Genomic DNA, 23,928 nt, shown 5'->3' with positions numbered 1-23,928 from the left:
TGCCGGGCGGCCTGCGAGGTCAGCCGGCCTCGGCGCGCTGGGGCAGCCAGAAGCAGCCCACGTACCGCTCGAACGCCGACCGGTCCCCCTCCACGGTCAGGTCCCCGACCTCGATCGCCTCGGAGACCTCGCGCCCCTCGTAGAGGATGTCGGCGAGCACGGCAGGCGTCGCCGTGACCACCGCGTCCACGTCCGGCCCGAGCTCCTCGACCGGGTCGATCGTGAACGTGCCGTCCTCGACCTGCGCCCGGAACGGCCGGACGTGGTCCCGTTCGGGCATCCGCAGCCCGATCGCGACCGAGAGCCCGGGCGCCGCGTCGGCGCGGAACATGGTGCGCTGGGACATCACCGCGGAGGTGCAGCTCAGCACGGCGCCGTCGTAGACGGGCGACCGTGCGCCCCAGTGACCGAGGACGCAGATGACCGGCTCGAGCTCGGCACCCCACTCGGTGAGCTCGTACACCGTGCTCGCAGCGGGCGGCGGGATCCGCCGACGGCGGACGACGCCGCGCTCCTCGAGCTCACCGAGGCGCTGGGAGAGGACGTTGCTGGAGATCCCGGGCAGGTCGGCCCGCAGGTCGGCGAACCGCTTCGCGCCGAGCACGAGCTCGCGAACGATGAGCAGGGCCCAGCGCTCCCCGACCACGTTCAGCGCCTGCGCGAGCCCGCACGCGTCGTCGTACCACCGCTTGCCGGTCATGCGGCCACGGTACCACTTGAGTTTTCTTTTCGCTCTAATTGGTTGTTTTTCCTAACCTCGGCGGGTAGCGTGCGTGACGAAGCCCCACCCGGGCAGCCCGACCGACCCAGGAGCGCCAGCATGCCGACCTTCACGCCGGCCGTCGTCGCACTCCCCGTCGCCGACCGCCACCGAGCGCACGCGTTCTACACCTCGGCCCTCGAGCTCGGCACGGTGGGCGAGCCGGAGAGCGACGGGCTCCCGGAGCCGCTCACGCTCGCCGTCAACGACGGGCTCCATCTCGTGCTCGTCCCCACCGACGGGTTCGGCTGGGCGGTCGGCGACCGTGCGGTGGCCGCGCCGCACACGGTCGAGTGCCTGCTCGGCGTGACGGTCGCCGACGACGCCGCCGTCGACCGGCTCGTCCGGCGCGCGACGGACGCGGGTGCCGACCTCGTCACCGCCCCCGGCGAGCAGCCGTGGGGATACACCGGGACCGTCGCCGACCCGGACGGTCACCTCTGGGAGATCTCCGCGGCGACGACCGCACCGACCAGACAGACCACACAGACCACACAGACCGGACCAGACGAAGGATCAGGCTCATGAGCGTGCCCACCGCGGCCCCGCCCCGAGACGGTTTCCGCACCTTCCTGCACGTGCTCGTCAACACCGGCGCGGCGAACGTGACCACCAGCTTCGTGTGGTTCGCCCTCACCTTCTGGATCTACCTCGAGACGCGCTCGGTGCTCGCCACCGGCGTGATCGGCGGCGCCTACATGCTGTTCATCTCGCTCTTCAGCATGGCCTTCGGCTCGCTGGTGGACCGGCACCGGAAGAAGGCGGTCATGGTCTGGGCGACGGTCGTCGCGTTCATCGTCTTCGTCCTCGACGCCGTGTTGTTCTTCGCCGTCGGCGAGGACGCCGTCGGCACGCTCGCCGGGCCGTGGTTCTGGCTGTTCGCGACCTCGATGCTCGCCGGCTCCGTCGTCGTCCAGCTGCGCGGCATCGCGCTGTCCACCACGGTGACGCTGCTCGTGCCCGAGGAGCGTCGTGCCAATGCCAACGGCCTGGTCGGCACCGTGCAAGGGCTGACGTTCCTGGTGACCAGCGTCTTCAGCGGGCTGGCGATCGGCTTGCTGGGCATGGGCCCCACGCTCGTCATCGGCACCGCCGCCATGGGCGTCACGCTCGTGCACCTCGCCCTCGTCCGCATCCCTGAGCCGCAGATCGTCCAGTCCGAGGGCCAGGCGGGCTGGAACGACGTGCGGATCGGGTGGCGGGCAGTGCGGTCCGCGCCGGGACTCCTCGCCCTCGTGCTGTTCACCACGCTCAACAACCTCCTCGGCGGCGTCTACATGGCGCTCATGGACCCGTACGGACTCACCCTGTTCTCGCCGGAGATGTGGGGCGTCTGGCTCGCCGTGGCGTCCACCGGCTTCATGGTCGGCGGCGGGGTCATCGCCAAGTTTGGCCTGGGCCGGAACCCGGTCCGCACCATGCTCGTCGTGGCGGCCGTGATGGGCGGACTCGGCGGCGTCTTCACGTTGCGCGAGTGGGGCTGGCTGTTCGTCGTCGGGATGTTCCTCTGGATGGCGCTGATGCCGGCGGTCGAGTCTGCCGAGCAGACCGTCATCCAGAAGGTCGTGCCGTACGAGAAGCAGGGCCGGGTCTTCGGGTTCGCGATGACGTTCGAGGCAGCGGCGGCCCCGGTGACCGCCTTCCTCGTCGCGCCGATCGCGGAGTACCTCATCATCCCGTACATGGAGACACCGGCCGCCCGCGCCGACTGGGCGTGGCTGCTGGGCGCCGGCGACGCGCGCGGGATGGCCCTGATCTTCCTCGTCACAGGCGCCCTCGGGGTCCTGCTGGCCCTGGGCGCGCTCCGCACACCGGCGTACCGCAGGATCTCGCGTCGCTACGCCGAGGCACCCGAGCAGGAGCCGCCGGGCGACGACGGCGAGGCACCGGCCCCGGAGGCAGGGCTTCCGGGCCCGGCGCCGGACTCAGTTGCCCTGGTGTCGGTCGCAGCGGCGCGGCAGGGTGGGGACCACGACGGGAGCGCCGTGACCCTCGAGACGGCGGGGCCCACCGAGGAGGCACGCTCATGACGGTCGTCATCTGCCACGGCGCCGGCGGTACCGCGTGGGAGTGGCACCGGGTCCGGGCCGAGCTCGAGTCGGCCGGGCATCGGGTGGTCGTCATCGACATGCCGTGCGACGACGAGTCCAAGGGCCTCCACGACTGCGCGGACGCCGTCGTGGCAGCGGCCACCGCGGCCGGCACAGACGGTGCGGGCACAGATGGTTCGGGCACGGACGGCACGGGCACGGTCGTGGTCGGGCACTCGCTCGGCGGCTTCGTCGCCCCGCTCGTCGCCGACCGGCTCGGCGCCGACCACCTCGTGCTCTGCGCTGCGATGATCCCCGCGCCCGGCGAGACGGCGGACGAGTGGTGGGAGGCCAGTGGTTTCACCGCCGCGGAGCGGCCGTCGTACGACGGCGAGATCGCCACGTTCCTCCACGACGTGGAGCCCGAGCTCGCCGAGGAGGAGCTGCGGCGCGCCCGCGACCAGTCGGCCAGCATGATGGCCGAACCGTTCCCGCTCGAGACGTGGCCGGAGGTGCCGACGTCGTTCGTCGTCTTCCGTGACGACCGCTTCCTCCCCGCGGCGTTCCAACGCGACCTGGCCCGCCGTCGCCTCGGCATCCAGTCCCCCGCCGAGGTGCCCGGCGGCCACTGCGCCTACCTCTCACACCCGGCCGAGCTCGCCGCGACCATCCTCGCCGTCTCCCGGGCGGCGGAGCCGGAACGGGCGGGCCGATGATCGTCGTCGCCGGGTGGCTGACGGTGGCCCCCACGCACCGTGACCGGTATCTCGACGCCGTCGAACCCGCCTGACGAGGAGCAACCACATGACATCGAGCCACACGAAGGACTGCGACCTCTTCGCGGTCGTCTCCGTCAGCGACTTCGCCGCCGCGGCCGCCTGGTACGAGCAGCTGCTCGGCGGCCCACCCGCCTTCGTCGCCCACCCGACCGAGTCGGTGTGGGAGCTGGACGAGCACCGCTACCTCGCCGTCGAGGAGGAGCCGGCACACGCCGGCCACACCCAGCTCACGGTGTTCCTGCGCGACCTCGACGCGTTCGTCGCCGCCGCCGAGGCCCGCGGGCTGCGGCCGGACCGCACCGAGACGTACGACAACGGCGTGCGCAAGGCGCTGTACCACGACCCCGACGGCAGCGAGATCGGCTTCGGCGGCGACCCGGAGGACCCCGAGTCCGCCTGAGCGCGCCGGATCGCGCGTGTGATCGCGCGTGATCGCGTCCTTGAACGCTGGCGCGAAGCCATGCCCAGGCGGTTCACTGGGGTAGCGACAAGAGAGAGGACACCGCCGTGCGCGCGATCTGGAAGGGCGCGATCACCTTCGGGCTCGTCAACGTGCCCGTGAAGCTGTACAGCGCCACCGAGAGCCACGACGTCCCGCTGCACCAGGTGCACGACCTCGACGGCGGACGCATCCGGTACCAGCGCCGCTGCGAGAAGTGCGGCCAGGTCGTCGACTACGAGAACATCGACAAGGCCTACGACGACGGCCAGCAGACGGTGGTCCTCACCAAGGACGACTTCTCGGCCCTGCCCGTCGAGCGGACCCGCGAGATCGACGTGCAGGAGTTCGTGCCCACCGAGCAGGTGGACCCGATCATGATGGGCAGCGCCTACTACCTGGCCCCGGACTCGAAGTCGCTGAAGTCCTACGCCCTGCTGCGCGAGACGCTCCAGCAGACCGACCGCACCGCGATCGTCACCTTCACGTTGCGGCAGAAGACCCGGCTGGCGGCGCTGCGCGTGCGCGACGACGTGCTGGTCCTGCAGTCACTGCTGTGGGAGGACGAGGTGCGCGCCGCCGACTTCCCCGAGCTCGACCAGGAGGTGGACGTCTCGGACAAGGAGCTCGAGATGTCCGCGGCGCTGGTCCGGAGCTACGAGTCAGACTTCACGCCCGGCGCGTTCAGCGACGACTACCAGATCCAGCTCCGGGAGCTGGTCGCCGCGAAGCTCGAGCAGGGCGACGCCCTGGACACCGAGGCGACGTTCGGCGAGGAGGCCGAGGCCGAGGAGGGCGGACAGGTCCTGGACCTCATGGAGGCGCTGCGCCGCTCGGTCGAGGAGTCCAGGAAGGACCGCGCCGGCGGGAAGGCGGAGGAACCGGCCGAGGAACCGGCCGACGAGGAGCCCGCGCCGGAGACCGCCGAGACGAAGCCCGCCCGGAAGAAGTCGACGGCGAAGAAGAAGGCCCGCTCCGCCTGACGAGGCGTACTCCTCAGGCGGCCGCGCGGAGCTTCTCCAGCAGCGGCTCCGCCGCCTGCTCGAAGAACCGGTCCTGCGTGTCCCCGCCCACCTGGACGACGGCCACGTCGGTGAACCCCGCCTCCCAGTACGGCCGGACGGACTCCACCACGGCGTCCAGGTCGGGCCCGCAGGCGATCGAGCTCGCCACGTCCTCCGGCCGGAGGGCCGCCGTGGCCGCCTCGAACGCCTGCGTGGTGGGCAGGTCGGCGTTGACGTGCCACCCCAGGCCGGACCACCGGAACATCTCGTGCGCGCGTTCCAGCGCGATGTCGGGGTCCGGGTCCCAGCTGATCGGCACCTGGCCGATCACGCGACCCTCGGGCAGTCCCGCCTCCCGGCGCTGCTCCTGCCACTGACTGACCACCTCGGGGTCGGGGTCGGTGGTGATGAGATGGTCGGCCATCGAGGAGAACCGCGAGACGGACTCCGGGCCGGAGACCGCGACGCCCGTCTCGACGGTCTGCTCGGGCAGGTCCCACAGCTTGGCCTGGTCCACCCGGTAGTGGTCGCCGGCGAAGGTGAGCTGCTCGCCGTCGAGGAGGTCGCGAATGATCACCAGGGCCTCCTCGAGCATGTCGTGCCGCTCGGCCACGGCCGGCCATCGCTCCCCCACCACGTGCTCGTTGAGGTTCTCGCCGGCGCCGAGACCGAGGATGAACCGGCCATCGGCGAGGAGGCCCACGGTGGCGGCCTTCTGCGCCACCACGGCGGGGTGGTAGCGCATGATCGGGCAGGTCACGAAGGACAGCAGCTCGACCCGCTCGGTGGCGTGCGCGGCGGCACCGAGGACGGCCCACGCGTAGGGCGAGTGGCCCATGGAGTCCAGCCACGGGAAGTAGTGGTCGGAGCAGACCTCGAAGTCGAACCCGCGCCGCTCGGCCTCCTGGGCGTACCGCACGAGGTCCTTGGGGCCGGCCTGCTCGGTCATCAGGGTGTAGCCGAATCGCGTCATGCGCCCAGGTTCGCAGCACGTCGCGGCGTCGGCATCCGCAGGCGGCGCGTCGGCGGCTCAGGCCAGCATCCGCTCCGCGGGCGAGACGCGGTACGCCGCTGCCAGCACCAGCGCGACCGGCGCCGGCACCAGGAGGAACAGCCCGTTGGACACGGTCACCGAGGCCCACATCCCCAGCCCGGCCAGGGCGGCCGCGGCGAGGAAGGGCACGGGGGCACGGCCCAGCACGTGCAGGGCGAGCAGCCATGCGGCGGCGCCGCCCGGCTCACGCCGTCGGGCGCGCAGCGGCAGCAGGACCAGCAGAGCGGCGGTGCCGAGCACCGTGGCCGTCACCCCCAGCCCGGCCGGGACCAGGAAGACCGGTCCGCCGCGCGCGTGGGCGGCCAGCGCCGCCAACGTGAGGCCCGCGAGGGCCGCCGGCACCGCCGCCGTCGCCACGGCGCGGGCGGCCAGCTCCCGCAGCGCCGTGCCGTAGTCGCGCACGCCGGGTTCGGCGCCGTCGACGACGTCGAGCGCGCACCGGACCAGGGCGTGCACCGTCGGCGCGACGCCGAGCACGGCCACCACGGGGCCGGCCGGCGCCCAGACCGCGGCCGCCAGCAGGGCGAGCGCGGCGGCCCCGGTGACCGCGAGGCTGCCGGCCAGCAGGACCGGGAGCTGGGTCCACGCGCCGCGCACCGCCGCGCGCAGGACCGCCTCGTCGGTCCCTCCCGTGACGCTCATCCCCGGATGCCCGCGGTGGCGATGGAGGCCACGAAGTGGCGCTGGAAGACCAGGAAGAGGACCAGCACCGGCAGCACGACCGCCGTGATGGCGGCGAAGACGCCCGTGGGCTCGACGCCGCCCTGCGCGGACTGCAGCGCGACGAGGCCGAGCGGCAGCGTCATGTTCTCCGGCGTGCTGATGAAGATCAGCGGCTGGAAGTAGCTGTTCCAGGTGGACTCGAAGACGAGGATCGCCACGGCGGAGACCGCCGGGCCGGACAGCGGCACGATCATGCGGAAGAGGATCCACAGGTGGCCGGCGCCGTCGAGCTTGGCGGCGTCGTCGAGGTCGCGCGGGATGGAGTTGAAGTACTGCCGGAGGAAGAAGATCGAGAAGACCTGGATCAGCGCCGGGAGCCAGAGCGCGACGAGGGTGTCGACGAGCCCGAGGGACCGCATGAGCATGAACACCGGGATGATGAGCAGCTGCGCCGGCACCATGAGGGCGCTGAGCATGATCATGAAGAGCGTGTCCCGCCCGCGGAACGCGAACCGCGAGAAGCCGTAGGCGGCCAGCGAGCTGACCACGAGGGAGCCGAGCGTCGCGACCACCGAGACGGTGATGCTGTTGAGGGCCATCTGCCCGAACGGGACCAGCCCCCCGACGCCCGCGAGGTTGCCGAGGGTGGGGCGGACCGGGAGCCAGTTCGGCGGGAGCCGGAACGCCTCGGCGGGGTCGGTGAGGCTCGTGGAGACCAGCCACACGAGCGGCGCGACCATGACCAGGCCGAAGAGCACCAGGAGCACGTCGACCACGAGGTTGCCGGTCCGTAGCCGCCGGCGTCGCGGCGCCGCGGGGTGTGACGTCGGCACGGGCGGCGTCGTCGTCCCGGACGGTGCGCTCTGTGCCGTCACTGCTGGTGCACCCACTTCCGCGAGCCCCAGAACTGCAGCAGCGTCACGAGCATGATGACGACGAAGACGACGATCGCCACCGTGGCGGCGTATCCGACCTGGAAGGCCTGGAAGCCCTGCTCGTAGAGGTACATGACGAGCGTGGTGGTGGCGTCGTCCGGCCCGCCCTGGGTGATGATCTGGATCGGGTCGAAGATCTGGAAGGCGCCGATGAAGGTCACCACCATCGCGAAGAACAGCGTGGGGGACATCATCGGCACGGTGACGTGCCAGAACACCTGCCGGTTCGTGGCGCCGTCGGTGCGGGCGGCCTCGATCAGCTGCTTCGGGACGGTCTGCAGACCGGCGAGCATGATGACGAAGGTGAAGCCGAGGGTGTGCCAGAAGTCGATCCCGATGATGGCCGGCAACGCCCAGCTCGGGTCGAGGAACCAGTCGGGTGGCGTGATGCCCACCCGTTGCAGGTAGTGGTTCACCAGCCCGAAGGTCGGGTCGAGCATGTACTGCCACAGCAGCGCGACGGCGGCCCACGAGATGATGAACGGGAAGAACACGGCCGTTCGGACGAAGTAGGACACCACGCGGCTCGCGACGCGGTTGACCGCGAGCGCGAGGACGAGGGCCCCGACGACGTGGGTCACCACCGAGGCGATCGCGAACAGGAACGTGTTGCCGAACGCCTGCAGCAGCGTGGGGTCGGCGAGCAGCAGCCGGAAGTTCTCCAGGCCCACGAACTCCGGCGGGGTGAGCATGTCCCACGAGAAGAGGCTCAGCCCGATCGCGACGACGAACGGCCCGCCGATGAAGACGACGAACAGCACGACGGCGGGACTCACGAAGACGTAGCCGAGCCAGCTCCGGGCGAGGTCGCCGGAACGCTGCTCGCGCCGGGGCGCGGCGGCCGCGACGGGGCGTGCGGGGGCGAGCGTCACAGCAGCGGCCCGATCTTGTCGTAGGTGCGGGTCAGCTGGGTGCGGGCATCGGCGTAACCGGCGATGATCTGCAGCCAGCCCTCCTCGACGATCGACTGGATCTCCGGGCCCCGCTCGGGCGAGGGCACCGGCGTGGCGTACTCGACCTCCAACGCCTCCACGAGTCGGATGCTGCCCTCGGGGGCACCGCCGAGGAACGCCTCGGAGGCGGCCACGGAGCGGCGGGCCGGCACGATGGTGCCGCCGGTCTCGGCGAAGAACTCCCCCGCCTCCCGCGACATGAGGTAGGAGATGAAGGTCCACGCCTCGTCCTGGTGCTGGGAGGCCCGGGTGATGTCCCAGGCGTCCCAGCCGACGGGTGAGCCGTGCACGCCGTTGTTGGGGAAGAAGACCACCTTGATCCGGTCGGTCATGCCGATGCGGTCGGCGTTGACGATGCCGAAGGCGCCGTCGTGGAACGCCGCGAGCTCCCCGCGCTGCATGAGGGTGGGCGCGTCGTAGCTGCCGCCGGGCTCCGGCGCATAGCCGGCAGCGACGAGCGCCCGGGCCATCTCCGCGGCCTCGATCGCCTCGGGGCTGTTGATGATGGCCTCGGTCCAGTCCTCGTTCAGGCTCGAGGTCCCGTTGTTGGTCAGCCAGGGCAGCACGTCGTGCCAGTAGCCGTTCTGCACGGTCATGAGGTACGCGCCCTGGGCCTTGACCTTCCGGCCGGCCTCCATGAGGTCGTCCCACCGCCAGCCCTCGTCCGGCAGGTCCACACCGGCGCGCTCGAGGAGCTCGGCGTTGCAGAACTGCACGATCGGGTTGTAGCCGCCGGGGACGTAGTAGGTGTGCTCGTCGAGCGAGCCGTACCGCTGGGTCCAGATCCGCAGGTTGTCGTGGATGTCGGCGTAGTACTCCTCGACGAGGTCACGGTCCTCGTCCATGAACCGGTCCAGCGGCTCCAGGACGCCCTTGGAGGCGAAGAGCTGCTGCCCCTCGGTCGCGATCTGCACGATGTCCGGTGGCCGGCCACCCGCGATCTGCGTGGCCACCGCGTACGCGAACTGGGCCCAGGTGCCGGACTTCGCCGACGCCTGCAGGTCGATCTGGGGATGCTCGGCGTTGAACTCGGCGAAGAGCGCCTCGAACTTCTCCCGCTGGTTGATGTCCCCGAGGTAGGTGAACTCCACGGTGCCGGCCGAGACACCCTCGGACGCCGCGCCGGGCGCTCCGCCGCAGCCTGCCAGCGGCAGCAGCGCGCCCGAGCCGAGCAGTCCGAGGGCGCCGCGGCGCGTCAGGCCGCGACCGCCGGGGGTCACGGTCATCGCTCGTCTCCTGTCCGTCGTCGCACAGTCACGTTGTCTCAGGCGTGGTCGGGCGCCAGGACCTCCCCCGCAGCGCGAACCTCGAGCGACCGCACACCGGGGTCGCCGCCGACGGTGACCAGCTCGGTCTCCCCGTCGTCGCGGCGGCGGGCGTAGCCCCACCCGGTGCCGGTCAGGACCGGCAGCCGCTCCCCCGGTGCGGGCTCGCGGAGGCTGAGCGTGCCGCTGACGGCGTCCCAGGCGCGCCCGGTCCAGGCGTGCAGGACGCTCCATCCGGACATCGACCGGACGTAGTGGTCGCCGCACTCGATGTGGTTGTACGGGTTGCGACGGCGGCCGTCGTAGCGGCGCCAGAGGCCCTCCAGGATCGCCCACGCCTCGTCCTCGAGCCCCTCGCGCAGACACAGCGCGGCGACCTGCTGCTCGGTGCCCGTCCAGACCTCGTCGGCGTACCGGGTCGGCACCTCGGGCCGCCCGCCGGTGGGCCAGGAGCACACCAGCAGGCCGGTGTCGTCCCGGTCGGCGAAGACCCGGTAGGTGTGCTCGAACCCGTCGAAGCCGGAGCGCAGGTTGTGCCGCACGACGGACCTCAGCGCGGTGCGCACGTGGTCCGCGGGCAGCAGGTGCCCGAGGTCGAGCTCGTGCGCCCACCACTGGCCGATGAGCTGGTCGGACAGGCAGCCCTCGCCCCACTGGAACTCGTCGGGCTCGCCGGGTTCGAGGACCTGACGGTAGTACTCGCCGGTGAACAGCTGCTCGTCGTAGGCGGCGCTGCCCCGCTCGAACAGCGCGCGCACCTCCGCCGCGAGGTGGTCCTCGCCACGCAGCCGCGCCATCTCCTCCACGGCGCGCAGCGCGGCGAGCCAGTACGTGCCCATGAAGGTGTTCACGCCGCGCAGGTCGATGTCATGCGTGCTCGGCTGGATGCCGCGCAGCACCCCGGTGCCCTCGGGGTCCCAGCCGGCGCGGACGTGCTCCAGGAGGCGCACCAGCCGCGACCAGCGCGCGGCGAGCCAGTCCAGGTCGACGGCACCGGAGCGCAGCTCACGGTAGGTCTTCAGCAGCACCCCGAGCATGCCGTCCAGCGCAGGCGTGTCCGGCCCGCCGATCGGCTTGCCCCACAGCTGGGGCAGGTAGGTCGGGGAGATCACCCGGTGCGGTACGGACCCGTCCGGGGCCTGCAGCACGTCGAGCTCCGTGTCCCGCATCGACCGCTCGAGCTCGGGGAAGAGTGCGGCGAGCGCCTGGGCGTAGTTCCACACGTGGGTGCAGTTCAGCGGGCAGGAGCCGCCGACGTCGCCCGCATGGCCGGTGGTCGACGCGCCGTTGACCCCCTCGAACCCGAAGAAGGCGCCGTCGGCCGTGCGGAAGCACGTGGGGCTGCGCAGCACGGCGGCCTGGGCGGCCAGGTGTTCGACGGCGTCGTCCCCCAGGCCCGATCCGGCGAGCACGTCCGTCCAGGCGCGGGAGTCCCGCTCGAGGTCCTCCCACTCGGTGCGCAGGCGTGCGGCGACGCCCTCGGCGTCGCGGTACCGGGTCGTGTAGTGGTTGCCGAGCCAGAACCGCGTGGGGCCCCACTGCGGGTTGGGCGGGCCGAACTGGTGGAAGTTGACGTACCGGTTGGGAAAGTGCCAGGTCAGCGCGTACCGCACGGTGGCGGTCTCGCCGGGCGCGAGGCGCAGCGGGGCGGCGAGTCCGCCGTTCCAGGTCTGCCCGGCCGGGCTCGGACCGACGGCGCCCACGGGCGCACCGGCCTGATGGTCGGCCGCGTAGCTGGTGGCGTCCAGGCGCGGCCGATCGGCGTAGGGCGAGCGGGAGCGGAGGAACGACAGGAACTCCCCGGCCTCCACCCACTGGGGCAGGGCGACGGTGTAGGGCGTGTCGCAGGTGAGCACGGCCTGGCCGGCGCCCGGGGCGAGGGGGTCCAGGCCCGCGTTCTCCATGACCAGGGACGTCCAGCCGTCCTCGCGGCGTACCCGGTTCGTGTTGCCGCCGTACCCGGCGGCCCGCACGCCGTCGGGCGCGGTGGTCCCGTCGAGGCCGACCGGGTTCTGCATGGCCGCGCCGAGCCAGACGCCGAGCGGGATGTCGCCGGTGTTCGTCAGCGTGAAGGTGAACATCGCCGCGGGCAGGGAGCTGCGGTCCACGTCGAGCGGGACGAGCGGGGTGAAGGCCTCCATCCGCACGTCCACGGGAGCGTCGAGGTCGTAGTCGACCGCGGCGAACGGATAGGTCCCCCGGAACGTGGTGCCCCGGACGCCGCCGAACCTCGCGAGCAGGTCCCGCTGCCACGCCGGGACCTCGTGGTCCGTCACCAGGGGTGCCGGGCGGTCGAGGTCGGCGGGCGGGGCCTGCAGGATGCGGACGTCGTTCAGAGGCGGTTCGTGCCGCTGGACGCGTAGGGCGAAGAACGACCAGGGCAGGTCCCCGCGATGGTTGCCGATGTTGTGCAGCTGCCACTGGCGAAGCGCGCCGTCGGCGCAGACGGCGACGTTCCCGGTCCCGATGCCGCCCAGCGGGAGGGCGACGCTGCCTCCCGACGTGTGACTGAGGTGCCTCACATGCCATCTCCAGATGAGCGGGCCCGTGCTCGCGACGACACCCGGTGTGTAATCGATTTCTCCCGAACTTAGCTCCGTTCGGCCGCAGGCGTCAACCGCCCCCCCCTGGGCGTCGATCGGGAAGGCGGAGCCTGCTACGTCCGGCGCGCTACGAGCCGAACGCGAAACCAAGCAGCCAGAGGCCGCCCAGGAGCGCGACGATCAGCACCAACCAGAACCCTGCCCGGGCCAGCGGGTGCGAGACGCGGGCCCGTAGTCCCTCATCGACGTGTTCCACCGCCGCACGGATGATCGGATCTTCGTGCCTTCGGTTGTGGTCCCTTTTCACACCGAGTCCTTCGGCGAACGGTCTTGACGTCCCGGAACGGCGCAGCGCCGAGCTGACTGTACCCCACCCGGGGCGGAACCCTGCCCGCGCAAGGTCAGGCCACGGCGGCTGCGCGCCTGAGCCGCGCCCGGGCGCTCGTCGTCTCTGTCGCCGCCGGTGCAGCCGGGGCCGACACCACCGGCGCCGTGGGACGGTCTTCCAGGACGCCGCGCTTCCGCAGCTCTGGGACGACCCCACGGACGAGTCCGGCGACGTCGGCGGGCAGCGATCCGGGGAGCGCCACGAAGCCGTCCGCAGCACCGGCCTCGAGCCAGGCCTGGAGAAGGTCTGCGACGTCGGCGACGGTCCCGTACGCCGTCAGTGCTCCGGTCCACGGGGCCTGCTCGCCGGCGATGTCCGCGACGAGCGCGGCCCGCTCGGCCGCGCTCGCCCGGTCGCTGGAGACCACCGTGTGCACGTCGGCGAGCACCGTGACGGCACCCTTCCGCCCGGCGGACCGAGCCTCGGCCCGCACGGCGTCCCGCAGCTGACGTGCCCGCTGCGGGTCGGCCTCCCGGAGGCGCACGACGTCGGCGTACCGCCCGGCGAGCTCGACGTCGGACTCGCCCGAGAGAGCGAGGACGACACGGGACGGACGGGTGCGCGTCGGGCGGCGCCGGGTCGCGAGCCGGGCGGCGTCCGCACCGGTGACCTGGAGGCCGGTCCACGTGCGCCGGTCGTGGGGGGCGCGGGTGAGCTCGCCGTCGATGACGTCGGGGTCGAAGCCGGCCGGCAGGGCCGCGATCAGACCGGCGCTGGCGTGCGGGGCGAGGCGGCGGGCGGCGACGAGCGGGTCGAGCCAGTCGTGGTGCCGGACGGCGTGGTCCGAGCGGAGCCGGAACGCCTCGTCGAGGCACACCAGGCCCACGCCGGCCTGGTGCGCGGCACGGGTGTAGGAGGCGATGCGGGCGAGGTCGGCCTTCTCGACGGGGAGCTCGTCGCTGAGGTCGTCCGTGCGAACGCCCAGGCCGGTCAGGTCGAGCCCGAGCGTCGCGTACCGGGCGGGCCCGGAGCTCCCGGGCAGCAGGGACAGGGTGGAGGACGAGGACAGGACGGAAGAGGACAGGACAGAAGAGGTGAGAGCAGCCACGGTGCACATCCAGGGGTGTCGTCGCGCGGTCGGCGCGCACTGGGAAGGACACCCGACGAGGCCGGGTCCGTGCAGCGGCGTGCCACTCGCCGCCGACGGGGCTCAGGTCGGGGGTGACGCGTCGGCGCGCTCGTTCGCGCCGGGGCGTCGCGGGAATGCCGTCAGGCGGACATTCGGGAACGAGCGCACATGGACATGCACATGCTGCGGCGAGTCGTCAGGAGGTCCTGGCGGTGGCGCACGTGCGTGTTCATGGTCGTTCCGGTCCTTCGCGGAAGGATGCACAGGCAGCCGGCATTCTGCCGGCCCGCTGACGCTAAGCCGTGTCGAACTCGCGTGTCAACTCCTGGACACGTAACCTCGATGACTGAGACATGCGACCCGTGCCAGAGCCGTTGGACCCACGCCGCTACCCGTGGGGCGGCCCGCCGACGGCGCCGATGGTCGTCGCCGGCGATTCCGACCCCGCCGCCGCGTGGCCGCCGACGGAGCGGCTGGAGCATCTCACCCCGGTCGTCGCCGTCGGGTCGAACGCGGTGGAGCACGTGCTGCGCCGGAAGCTCGACGGGCTCCTCGACCCGGGCGTGCCGCTCTCCCCCGCGACGGCGGAGAACCTCGGCGTCGGGCACTCCGCGCACGTCTCGGCCGGCGGGTACGTCGCCGCCGCGCCGTTCGCCGACGGCGGCGCGACGGCGTCCGTCTCGCTCGGCTGGTTCGACGACCGTCAGCTGGCGGCCCTCGACGCGTCCGAGCCGAACTACGTCCGCCGGGCGCGGCGGGTGAGGTGCGTCCTGCCGGACCGAACGGTGGTACGGGCCCACGTGTACGACTCCCGCCACGGCGTTCTGGGCCGCGCCGGCCGACCGCGGCACTTCGGCCCTCAGCGGGAGGTGCTGGCGTGGTTGCGCCGCCACCTGCCGGGCGAGCTCGGGAACGTCGAACGCCTGCGTGCACCCCGGGCCCGGGACCGTCTCCGCCGCGCGGTCGCCGCAGGTGGCCTGGCGTTGCCCTCCGGGCTCTCGACGTAACCGGCTCTCGACGTACCGGCCCGACTGCGGTTCACTCCTGCCAGCCGGCGCGCCCGACCGCGCCACGGGAGCGAGGAGCAGCCGATGCCGAGCGTGACGTCGCAGGACGGGACGAGGATCGCGTACGAGCACCGTGGGGAGGGACCGACGGTCGTCCTCGTCGGTGGCGCCCTCGACGACGGGGCCGAGAACGCCGGGCTCCTCGAGGCGCTCGAGGGTTGGACGGTGTGCACCTACTCCCGGCGCGGCCGCGGCCGCAGCGGGAACTCTCCGGCGTACGCCGTCGAGCGGGAGATCGAGGACCTCGCCGCTCTGGTCGAGGCACTGGGGCCACCCGCGCACCTGTTCGGCGCCTCCTCCGGCGGCGCGCTGGTGCTCCGGGCCGTCGCCGCGGGCTTCGCGGTGGCGCGGGTCGCGGTGTACGAGGTCCCGTACATGGTGGACGAGGGGATGGTGCAGGTCTGGGGCGCCTACCGGCGGGACCTCGCCGCGGCGCTGGACGATGGGCGGCACGGCGACGCGGTCGCTCTGTTCATGGGGCTCGCGGGCGCCTCGCCGGAGGACGTCGCCGGCGCGCGGGCCTCCGAGTACTGGCCGCAGCTGGAGGCGGTGGCCCCGACGCTCGCCCACGACGCTGCGTGCCTGGGCGACGGGGTGGTGCCCGTCGAGCTGCTCGGCTCGATCGACGTGCCGGTTCTCGTCGCGACCGGCGCCGTGCTCGACCCGGTGATGGGCGGCCTGCAGCCCGGCTTCTTCGACGACGCCGCCGAGGCAATCACCACCGCGGTGCCGCGTGCGGAGCGTGCCGTGGTGCCCGGCACCGGTCACCGGGTGGACCCGGCCCGTCTCGCCCCGGTCCTGGACGCGTTCTACCGGGGTTGATCTGCGCCGCACCTGGCGATGAGAAGCCACGTATCAGTGAAGACGTCACGTCGAATGTGGTCGGTGTGGCGACCTCTCGACCACGAGGCAGATTGACGGTCGCGCTTCGGTGGCGTTAGCGTCGCGTCAACGACATAGTCGAGCGATATTCGATATTGTCGAAAGCCACGCTGAGGCGGCCATGACCACTTCGCATCCCGGTGGAGCACGCAGCTCGATCCAGGTGATCGACCGCTCGATGGCGCTCCTTCGCCGGATCGCAGACGGTGGTCCGAGCGGTCAGTCGCTCGGGTCGCTCGCACAGGACGTCGGCCTTCCCGCCTCAACGGCACGAACCCTCCTCAGCGCCCTTGTGACCCATGGTCTGGTACGCCAGACCGAGCCCGGACGCCGGTACCTCCTCGGTCCGTCGTTCTTCGAGTTGAACCGCGCGTACGTCGATCAGTCCGACCTGGCTTCGGTGGCAGCACCCCTGCTGCATGAGCTGTGGCTCGCGACCGACGAGACCGTCCACCTGTCCGTACTCAAGGACGCACAGCGAGTCGACATCTCCGTACTGGTGAGCCAGCAGCTGCTCAACGTCAACCCGACTCGGTCGCACGACCTGCCCGCACCTCCGTTTCGGACCGCAGCCGGCAAGGTGCTCTTCGCTGGGCTCGATCCAGACGAACGTCGTGCACTGGTGTCGTCAGCGCCGTGGCGTAGCACCGTGACAGAGGACGTCGCCGCACTCGAGAAGCTCGCGAAGCGGATCGAACACGACGGGTTCGCCACCAACTTCGAGGAAGAGGCACCCGGCGTCTGCGGCGTGGCGGCACCGGTCCGGGACCACTCCGACAGGGTGGTGGCTGCGGTGTGCGTGGGTTATCCCGCGGTACGCCGGACACCTGAACACGATGAGACGTTGCGGGCCGCGGTTGTCGCCTGCGCATCGCATCTGTCAGCCCTGCTCGGCGGTCGGACGGACCGACGATGAGCGAGCGTTACGACGTCGTCGTTTTCGGGGGCGGCCCCGCAGGGTCGCCGGCAGCGATCCAGGCCGCTCGCCTGGGTGCCCGCACGCTCCTCGTCGAGAAGAACGGTGCGCTCGGCGGCACAACGACGGTTGCCGGCGTCGCCCTTCCCGGCCTCTTCCACGCCTGGGGCCGACAGATCATCGCCGGGGTCGGCTGGGAGATGGTCTCCCGGACCGCGGCACTGACCGGCCAGGAGCTGCCGGACTTCACGCGATGGGACCTGCCCCACTACAAGCTGCAGGTGCCGGTGCAGCCCGCCGTCCTCGCGGCCGTGATCGACGAAACCATCATGGACTCGGGCGCCGATCTCCTGCTCCACACCATGGTCGGCGCGGCCGAGCAGACCGACTCCGGATGGCGGCTGACGCTGTGCGGCAAGGAGGGCCTTCACACGGTCGAGGCGGCAATGGTGGTCGACGCCACCGGCGACGCGGACGTCGTGGCTCTTGCCGGACTGCCGCGGCGCGCGAACCGCGCCCGTCAGCCGGGCACGATCATGGTGCGGCTCGGAGGCTACGATCCCGACGCGCTCGATTACGACCTGCTCGACGCCGAGTACGAGCAGGCCGTCGCAGGTGGGCGGCTCCTGCCAGGGGACCTACAGCGGTTCACGGCGCCGATGCGCAAGTTTCTGCGGAGTCGCGGGGAGAACTCGATCCACGTCCCCGGGGTAGGGGCGGGCACCTCGGCCGAGAAGACATCCGCCGAGATAGCCGGCCGACGGACCTTCCTGCGGGTCTACCGGTTCCTGCGGGGACTGCCCGGACTCGATGGTCTGACGGTCGAGCGCTGGGCCACCGAGACGGGCGTGCGGGAGACGTACACGATCGAGGGTCTGGAACGGATCACCGTGGCCGACTACACCGGCGGGCGACTATGGCCCGACGCGTTGAGCTACAGCTTCTACCCCGTCGACGTGCACTCCTCCGACGGCGACGGGATCGACATCCGCCCCCTCGCGCATGGTGTCGTGCCAACCGTTCCGCGGTCCGCGATGATCCCGCAGCACAGCCATGGGCTCATGGTTGCCGGCCGATCCGTGGCCGGAGACCAAGAGGCCAACTCCGCCTACCGGGTGCAGGCATCCTGCATGGCGATGGGACAGGCGGCCGGCGCGACGACGGCGCTCGCGGCCCATCTCGGTGTCGCTCCCGTCGACGTACCGCTGCAAAAGATTCGCGCCGCGCTGCGCGCGCACGGCGCGATCGTGCCCGACGTCGCGGGCGAGGACGAGACCGCCCTATCCACGCAACCGGAACCTGGATCCTCGAAGGAGAGGCCATGAGCAGCACCCCGAAGCACGTCCGACGTAGCACCGCACTCCTGTGCGCCGCCACCGCGCTGTCGCTCGTGGGCTGCAGCGGATTCGTGAATCAGGGCGGTGCGGACGGGACCAACGGAGGCACGGCCTCCGGTGTCACGGCATACGTCTCTACCGAGCAGGGCACCGGTCTGGAGACGCTCGTTGGAGGGTTCGAGGAGGAAAGCGCGACCACGCTGGACCTCACCTCGGCCGAAACCGCCGACCTGAACCAGCAGCTCACGGTCCAGCTCGGGTCCGGGACCGCTCCGGACCTCTTCCGCGTCTCCCCCGGAGACTCCAGCCCCGTCGCCGCCGGTGTGCTGGGCAGCGAAGGGACATTGCTCGACCTCTCGGAGGAACCCTGGGTGGACGCTGTCGACGACGACACTGCAGACCTGGCGAGCGTGGACGGCAACCTCTACGGCTTTCCGGTCGCCCGGAACTCGCTCGTCATGGCCTACAACGTCTCGATATTCGAGGAGCTCGATCTGGAGCCGCCCACGACGTGGTCAGAACTGCTCGACGTCAGTCAGGCGATCGAGGACTCTGGCCGAACCGCCCAGGCACTAGGCCTCGCCGACGGCGCGATCTACCTGCAGTTCTACGTCTACGCGCTGGCCGGCACCTTGCTCTACGGTCCTGAACCGAACCTCGATGACCGCATGCGGGCCGACGAGGTGAACTTTGCCGACCACCCCGGCTGGACCGAGGTGTTCGAGAAATACCTGGAGCTTCGAGACCGCGGCTTCTTCACCGAGGACGCGCTCGGGGTGCCCTTCGACCAGGCCATGCAGGACCTCGCGACGGGTGAGGCCGGCATGATGCTGCTCACCAATTCCTCGCTACCCCAGGTCTACGGCTACGCACCGAACGGGCCTGAGGACATCGGCATCTTCGCCATGCCGGCCGACGATGACGCAGACGCCACGTTGCTGCCGACAGCCCCCGACTACCTCGCCGTGAACGCCGAGGCCGAGAACCCGGAGGGCGCGCGGGCTTTCCTGGAGTACCTCGCCCGACCGAGGAACGTCGGAACCTACGCGGACGCGCTGTCAGTCATGCCCGGTCTCGACATCGACGTCGACGTCTCCGGCGACCAGCTCGAGCCACTGGAGCCCCTCGTCGACGAAGGCCGGATCGTCCCGTATGCGAACTACCTGTGGCCGAACGGTGACGTCCAACAGACGATGCTGCAGTCGGGTGCACAACTGCACGCCGCGGAGATCTCCGTCGAGGACCTGCTGACCCGGATGGACCAGGACTACGACCAGGGGACGCCGTGACGGTAACGCTCACCCGTCCCGGGGGCGTCTCATCGGCAACCGTACGGTCCCGGGTCGGGGGCACGACACCGGCGGGCGTGCCGTACGCCTTCCTGCTGCCGGCGCTGGCGCTGTACATCCTCGTCGTCCTGTATCCGACGGTGCAGGGTGCCACCTACGCTTTCACGGACTGGAGCGGCCGGTCGGACGAGACCACCTCCGTGGGCTGGGACAACTTCTCCGTACTGCTGTCCGATGCTGCGGCCATGGCCGCGCTTCGCAACACGCTGGTCATCGCAGTCACGGTGACCCTGCTGCAGACGATCCTCGGGCTCGCCCTGGCGCTGGCGCTCAACACGGCACTGGTCACCCGGGACGTGCTGCGCACCCTGTTCTTCGCCCCGGCCCTGCTGCCTCCGGTCGTTGTGGCGTTCGTCTGGCAGTTCCTCCTGACCCCCTCGGGTCCACTGAACACGGTGCTGCGGTCGGCGGGTCTCGGCGGCCTCACCCAGAACTGGCTAGGCGACTCCGACATCGCACTGGTCACGGTGATCGCCGTGATGATCTGGCAGAACGCGGGGTTGACCATGGTCATCTACCTCGCCGGGCTCCAGGGGGTCCCGGCTGAGCTCCTCGAGTCGGCAGCGCTCGACGGTGCCGGTACCTGGCAGCGACTCCGAAGGGTCACGATCCCGTTGCTGATCCCGGCCACCACGGTCGCGATGTCGTTGACCCTGATCACCAGTCTCAAGGTGTTCGACCAGGTCTTCGCGATGACGGGAGGAGGCCCGGGCTACGCGACCGAGGTCCTCTCGGTGATCATGTACAAGGAGGCGTTCGTCTCCGGGAACTTCGGCTACTCCACGGCGATCGCGTTGGTGCTCACCATGCTCGTGTTCGCCTTCGCGCTCCTCCAGCTCGGCGCGCTGCGCCGCTACGAGGTGGACCGATGAGGTGGCGGATCACCCCGGCCCGCGTCGGCACCGAGCTGGGGATGATCGCCGCCGCAGCGGCATTCGTCTTTCCCTTCTACGTCTTCTTCACCGCCTCGTTCAAGACACAGTCCGAGGTCGCCGCCGACCCGCTGGCCCTGCCCACCACACTGCAGTGGTCCAACTATGCGACGGCCTGGGATCGGGGGAACCTCGGCAGCGCGTACGTCTCCTCGATCACGGTCACATCACTCACGGTTGTCATCCTCGTCGCATTCGGCTCACTCGCCGCCTACGTGCTGGCCCGGCGCCTGAGCAGATTGAGCGGCGGGCTCTACCTACTGTTCCTGCTGGGCCTGATGATCCCGCTTCAGCTCGCGATGGTGCCGCTCTACCAGTGGATGAACACCGCCAACCTGCTCGGCACGTGGACCGCGGTGATCATTTTCGAGGCGGGCCACCAACTGCCGTTCACGATCTTCCTCTATGCCGGGTTCGTCCGCGCACTCCCGCGCGAGTACGAGGAGGCGGCACGGATCGACGGCGCCGGTGCGCTGACGGCCTTCCGCAAGGTCGTCTTCCCGCTGCTCCGTCCGATCACCGGCACGGTCGTCATCCTCACCGGGATCAACACCTGGAACGACTTTCTCACTCCCCTGCTTTACGTCGGCGGCAGTCCGCAACAGACGCTGCCCGTCGCGATCTTCGCCTTCCGTGGCGAATTCGCGACCGACTGGGGAGTCTTCTTCGCCGGTATGGCGATCGCGATCGTCCCCGTGCTGGTCTTGTACTTCCTCATGCAACGCTCATTCATCGCCGGCTTCGCCAGCGGCATCAAGGGTTGAGACGTCAACTACCCCGGCTGAACCGGCCCCTGCGCCGCTCTCGACGGACGTGCACCGACAGCTGCGCCAGGTCGTCGCGGTGGACCACGGCGCGTGGAAGGTTCTCCCCGTCCTGGCGCAGCTGCGCCGAGGACTTCCCGAGCATGTCGGGCAGCTCGGTCGAGCCGTAGGCGACGAGACCGCGCGCGACGACGCCGTCGGGGCCGACCAGCTCGACGGCGTCACCCGGCTCGAAGTCCCCCTCGACGCCCGTGACCCCGGCGGCGAGCAAGGAGCGCTTGCCGTCGGTCACCGCCCGAGCGGCCCCGGCGTCCAGGTGCAGGCGTCCGCGCACCTGCGCGGCATGGGCGAGCCAGAGGCGACGCGCCGAGGTGCGCCGACCGGTCGCCGCGAACCACGTGCCCACCTCCTCGCCGGCAAGGGCCCGGGCGGCGTTGGGTGCGGAGGTCAGCAGGACGGGGATGCCGGAGCCGGTGGCGATCGAGGCGGCGTCGAGCTTGGTGACCATCCCTCCGGTGCCGATGTCGCTGCCGCGGCCGGTCACCTCGACGTCGGCGAGGTCGGCCGCGGACCGCACCTCGCGGACCGGCCGGGAGCCCGCACGGGCCGGCGGTCCGTCGTACAGGCCGTCGACGTCGGTGAGAAGCACGAGAGCGTCGGCGCGCACGAGGTGGGAGACCAGCGCCGCGAGACGATCGTTGTCGCCGAACCGGATCTCGTCCGTGGCGACGGTGTCGTTCTCGTTGACCACCGGCACGACGCCGAGCGCGAGGAGCCGCTCCAGGGCGCGCTGGGCATTGGCGTAGTGCTGGCGCCGGACCAGGTCACCCGCGGTGAGCAGCACCTGGCCGACGCGCAGGCCGTGCATCCCGAACGCCTCGGTGTAGCGGGCGACGAGCAACCCCTGGCCCACGCTCGCGGTGGCCTGGGCGGTGGCCAGGTCGCGCGGCCGCGCCGCGAGCCCGATCGGCCCGATGCCGGCGGCGATGGCGCCGGAGGAGACCAGCACCACCTGCTGCCCCGCGCGGCGTGCGGACGCCAGGACGGTCACCAGCGCCTCGAGCGCCGGCACGTCGAGGTGCCCGTCTGCCCCCGTCAACGAGGAGGAGCCGACCTTGACCACGACGCGCCGTGCGCGCGGCAGGTCGGTCCGGGTCCGCGGCTCGGTCACGGGCACATCCTCCCGCACACCGGCCCGCTGGTGCCCGGTGCGTCCGGAAGCTGGTGCGAGCGGCCCGACGCCTAGACGTCCCGGGAGCTGCGGTGTCCGCCGTCCGGGCGGTCGGTCGCATCCTCCTCGGCTCCGGCGGCCGGGTCACCCCCGCCCTCGTCGCCGTGGACCTCCTGCGAGGCCGTCAGGGCGTCGCCGGTCTTCTCGTCCTCGGTCGACCCGGGGCGGTCCTCGGCGCCGCCGTCACGGAGCCAGTCCGACTGTCCCGGCTGGCGGTCGTCGTCCGTCGTAGCGTCCATGTCCTCCACCGTGGCACCGGCGGAGTCCTCCGGCATCTTGTCGTCGCGTGCGGCGTCCTCGTCGTCGTCCTCGTCGTCGGTGCGCTCGTCGTCGTCGTCCTCGAGGGCGGCCTCGGTCGCCAACGCGCTCTCCAGGGCCGCGGACCGGGCCGCGACGCGGCGGGCGTAGAGCCCGGCGCCGAGCACGAGCAGCGCGCCGAGGAGCGCCCAGCCGAGCAGCACGAGCAGCGGCTGCATGAGCCCGCCGCCGCCGAAGTACGCGGTCGAGGTGAAGACCTGGCCGGTCGCACCGGTGGGCAGGTACTGACCGACGGTGCCCCAGACCGAGGGCATCGCCTCGGGCACGTTCCACAGGGCGCCGAGCCCGATCGCGGGCACCAGGAGGAGCAGGGTGATGGCTCCCCCGGCGAGGCCGGCCAGGCCCAGCAGGCCGACGCCGAGCAGGGTCGGGGCGAGGACACCGAGCGACACGACGCCGGCGAGTGCCCAGAAGGCGCCCGCCACCGAGCCGAGGCCGTGGAGCGCCCCGGAGAACGCCAGGCCGAGGACGACCGAGAGGGCGACGGCGCCGATCGCCTGGGCGCGGACGCGACCCGCCAGCTGCTGGCGCAGCCCGACGGCGGCGATCAGACCCACGACGGCGGCGAGCACCGCGGTGACCGCCAGGCCGAGCGCGTCCGGGTCCTGCGGCGTGGTCGTGGCGACGTCCGTGACGTTGGAGATCCCCATCTGCTGGCCGAGCGAGCTGAGGAACTGGGCCTGCTCGGCGTTGCCGCCCGTGGCGACGAACATCGCGGGGGCGTTCTGGTTCAGGACGAAACCGCCATAGACGTCACGGCTTTCGGTGGCGCTCCGCAGGGCCTCCGCCCCGTCGAAGGTGCGCACGTCGTAGGCGCCCGGCCGTGCCTGCTCCAGCAGGTCGCTGAGCTGGGTGACGGTGGCCTCGGGACCGGCCATGCCGATCGGGACGTTCCGCGGCGTGGACCCGGCGTTCGGGGCGACGATCACGAGCAGCGCGATGAACACCGCCACGACGAGACCGACCGCCAGGTTCAGGACGCGGGCGATCGTGTCCGACGGCGTGCCCTCCACGTCGTCGTCCTCGTCCTCGTCGTCCTCGTCGGCGTCGTCGAGCTCGGGGACGCCGTAGGACTCCGTCTCGTCCTGCCGGTCCCTCTCGACGTCGTCGTCCTCGACGTCCTCGGGGTCGACGTCGACGGTCTCGGTGTCCTCGTCCGCGGTGGCGGCCGCGGCGTCCTCCGGACGGCGTCGGGGCTCTTCGGGAGTGGACATGCTTCTCCTCGGGTGGGCGGGAACGTTCGTGCGTGG

The 23,928-nt window shown here is 71.5% G+C and carries 23 protein-coding genes; 12 read left to right on the top strand and 11 right to left on the bottom strand.

Translation table 11 applies throughout. The features are described 5' to 3' along the window. Positions 1-19: 19 nt before the first annotated feature. Complete coding sequence (locus ACFQQL_RS10470; protein ID WP_382394052.1) at positions 20-700, bottom strand: winged helix-turn-helix transcriptional regulator; 681 nt, start codon at positions 698-700, stop codon at positions 20-22. 120 nt (positions 701-820) lie between these two features. Between ACFQQL_RS10470 and ACFQQL_RS10465 the strand changes: the two genes are divergently transcribed. The 5 genes from ACFQQL_RS10465 to ku all read left to right on the top strand — a co-directional run bounded on the left by ACFQQL_RS10465 (position 821) and on the right by ku (position 4,991). Next, positions 821-1,288, top strand: a complete 468-nt coding sequence (locus ACFQQL_RS10465; RefSeq protein ID WP_382394050.1) for a VOC family protein — start codon at positions 821-823, stop codon at positions 1,286-1,288. Then, positions 1,285-2,790, top strand: a complete 1,506-nt coding sequence (locus ACFQQL_RS10460; RefSeq protein WP_382394048.1) for an MFS transporter — start codon at positions 1,285-1,287, stop codon at positions 2,788-2,790. The genes ACFQQL_RS10465 and ACFQQL_RS10460 overlap by 4 nt, the downstream gene beginning before the upstream one ends. Further along, complete coding sequence (locus ACFQQL_RS10455; RefSeq protein ID WP_382394046.1) at positions 2,787-3,506, top strand: alpha/beta fold hydrolase; 720 nt, start codon at positions 2,787-2,789, stop codon at positions 3,504-3,506. Before ACFQQL_RS10460 ends, ACFQQL_RS10455 begins: the two co-directional genes overlap by 4 nt. Before the next feature lie 88 nt (positions 3,507-3,594). Continuing rightward, positions 3,595-3,969: a VOC family protein gene (locus ACFQQL_RS10450; protein ID WP_382394044.1), complete on the top strand. Its 375-nt coding sequence runs from the start codon at positions 3,595-3,597 to the stop codon at positions 3,967-3,969. A gap of 107 nt (positions 3,970-4,076) precedes the next feature. Continuing rightward, on the top strand, positions 4,077-4,991 hold the full coding sequence (gene ku / locus ACFQQL_RS10445) for a non-homologous end joining protein Ku (RefSeq protein WP_382394042.1): 915 nt from the start codon (positions 4,077-4,079) through the stop codon (positions 4,989-4,991). 13 nt (positions 4,992-5,004) lie between these two features. On the opposite strand, the gene ACFQQL_RS10440 is transcribed toward ku, so the two are convergent. The 8 genes from ACFQQL_RS10440 to ACFQQL_RS10405 all read right to left on the bottom strand — a co-directional run bounded on the left by ACFQQL_RS10440 (position 5,005) and on the right by ACFQQL_RS10405 (position 13,861). Beyond that, the gene (locus ACFQQL_RS10440) at positions 5,005-5,985 is read right to left on the bottom strand and encodes a TIGR03557 family F420-dependent LLM class oxidoreductase (RefSeq protein WP_382394040.1); all 981 of its coding nucleotides are present in this window, start codon (positions 5,983-5,985) and stop codon (positions 5,005-5,007) included. Positions 5,986-6,042: 57 nt separating this feature from the next. Then, on the bottom strand, positions 6,043-6,708 hold the full coding sequence (locus ACFQQL_RS10435; RefSeq protein ID WP_382394038.1) for a hypothetical protein: 666 nt from the start codon (positions 6,706-6,708) through the stop codon (positions 6,043-6,045). Continuing rightward, a complete protein-coding gene (locus ACFQQL_RS10430) occupies positions 6,705-7,562 on the bottom strand; it encodes a carbohydrate ABC transporter permease (protein ID WP_382394036.1) in 858 nt (285 codons plus the stop codon). Before ACFQQL_RS10430 ends, ACFQQL_RS10435 begins: the two co-directional genes overlap by 4 nt. Before the next feature lie 38 nt (positions 7,563-7,600). Next, positions 7,601-8,536 carry a carbohydrate ABC transporter permease gene (locus ACFQQL_RS10425; RefSeq protein WP_382394034.1) on the bottom strand — a complete coding sequence of 312 codons (936 nt, stop codon included), beginning with the start codon at positions 8,534-8,536 and terminating at the stop codon, positions 7,601-7,603. Then, the gene (locus tag ACFQQL_RS10420; RefSeq protein WP_382394032.1) at positions 8,533-9,843 is read right to left on the bottom strand and encodes an ABC transporter substrate-binding protein; all 1,311 of its coding nucleotides are present in this window, start codon (positions 9,841-9,843) and stop codon (positions 8,533-8,535) included. Before ACFQQL_RS10420 ends, ACFQQL_RS10425 begins: the two co-directional genes overlap by 4 nt. Positions 9,844-9,881: 38 nt before the next feature. Then, positions 9,882-12,404 carry a GH116 family glycosyl-hydrolase gene (locus ACFQQL_RS10415; RefSeq protein ID WP_382394030.1) on the bottom strand — a complete coding sequence of 841 codons (2,523 nt, stop codon included), beginning with the start codon at positions 12,402-12,404 and terminating at the stop codon, positions 9,882-9,884. Between the two features lie 148 nt (positions 12,405-12,552). Next, positions 12,553-12,681, bottom strand: a complete 129-nt coding sequence (locus ACFQQL_RS10410; protein WP_382394028.1) for a hypothetical protein — start codon at positions 12,679-12,681, stop codon at positions 12,553-12,555. Positions 12,682-12,826: 145 nt separating this feature from the next. After that, the gene (locus tag ACFQQL_RS10405) at positions 12,827-13,861 is read right to left on the bottom strand and encodes an LLM class oxidoreductase (RefSeq protein WP_382394026.1); all 1,035 of its coding nucleotides are present in this window, start codon (positions 13,859-13,861) and stop codon (positions 12,827-12,829) included. A 374-nt stretch (positions 13,862-14,235) separates the two neighbouring features. On the opposite strand from ACFQQL_RS10405, the gene ACFQQL_RS10400 reads away from it, so the two are divergent. The 7 genes from ACFQQL_RS10400 to ACFQQL_RS10370 all read left to right on the top strand — a co-directional run bounded on the left by ACFQQL_RS10400 (position 14,236) and on the right by ACFQQL_RS10370 (position 21,129). Continuing rightward, positions 14,236-14,889 carry a hypothetical protein gene (locus ACFQQL_RS10400; protein ID WP_382394024.1) on the top strand — a complete coding sequence of 218 codons (654 nt, stop codon included), beginning with the start codon at positions 14,236-14,238 and terminating at the stop codon, positions 14,887-14,889. 84 nt (positions 14,890-14,973) lie between these two features. Continuing rightward, positions 14,974-15,771 (top strand): alpha/beta fold hydrolase, encoded by a 798-nt coding sequence (locus ACFQQL_RS10395; RefSeq protein ID WP_382394022.1) that lies wholly within the window; start codon positions 14,974-14,976, stop codon positions 15,769-15,771. A 181-nt stretch (positions 15,772-15,952) separates the two neighbouring features. Next, positions 15,953-16,747 (top strand): IclR family transcriptional regulator, encoded by a 795-nt coding sequence (locus tag ACFQQL_RS10390; protein ID WP_382394020.1) that lies wholly within the window; start codon positions 15,953-15,955, stop codon positions 16,745-16,747. After that, positions 16,744-18,072, top strand: a complete 1,329-nt coding sequence (locus ACFQQL_RS10385; protein WP_382394018.1) for an FAD-dependent oxidoreductase — start codon at positions 16,744-16,746, stop codon at positions 18,070-18,072. The genes ACFQQL_RS10390 and ACFQQL_RS10385 overlap by 4 nt, the downstream gene beginning before the upstream one ends. After that, the gene (locus tag ACFQQL_RS10380; protein ID WP_382394016.1) at positions 18,069-19,373 is read left to right on the top strand and encodes an ABC transporter substrate-binding protein; all 1,305 of its coding nucleotides are present in this window, start codon (positions 18,069-18,071) and stop codon (positions 19,371-19,373) included. Before ACFQQL_RS10385 ends, ACFQQL_RS10380 begins: the two co-directional genes overlap by 4 nt. A 77-nt stretch (positions 19,374-19,450) precedes the next feature. Then, entirely contained in the window at positions 19,451-20,305 is an 855-nt protein-coding gene (locus ACFQQL_RS10375; RefSeq protein WP_382394014.1) for a carbohydrate ABC transporter permease, read from the top strand. After that, entirely contained in the window at positions 20,302-21,129 is an 828-nt protein-coding gene (locus tag ACFQQL_RS10370; protein ID WP_382394012.1) for a carbohydrate ABC transporter permease, read from the top strand. The genes ACFQQL_RS10375 and ACFQQL_RS10370 overlap by 4 nt, the downstream gene beginning before the upstream one ends. A 4-nt stretch (positions 21,130-21,133) precedes the next feature. Here the strand turns inward: ACFQQL_RS10370 and proB are convergent, their stop codons facing one another. Both proB and ACFQQL_RS10360 read right to left on the bottom strand, forming a co-directional pair. Further along, a complete protein-coding gene (gene proB / locus ACFQQL_RS10365) occupies positions 21,134-22,306 on the bottom strand; it encodes a glutamate 5-kinase (RefSeq protein WP_382394010.1) in 1,173 nt (390 codons plus the stop codon). A 65-nt stretch (positions 22,307-22,371) separates the two neighbouring features. Continuing rightward, positions 22,372-23,892: a hypothetical protein gene (locus ACFQQL_RS10360; RefSeq protein WP_382394008.1), complete on the bottom strand. Its 1,521-nt coding sequence runs from the start codon at positions 23,890-23,892 to the stop codon at positions 22,372-22,374. Positions 23,893-23,928 lie beyond the last annotated feature (36 nt).

This window comes from Georgenia alba, from assembly GCF_042665525.1.
GTDB classification, from domain to species: domain Bacteria; phylum Actinomycetota; class Actinomycetes; order Actinomycetales; family Actinomycetaceae; genus Allobogoriella; species Allobogoriella alba.
This window is presented reverse-complemented; position numbering and strand designations above follow the sequence as displayed.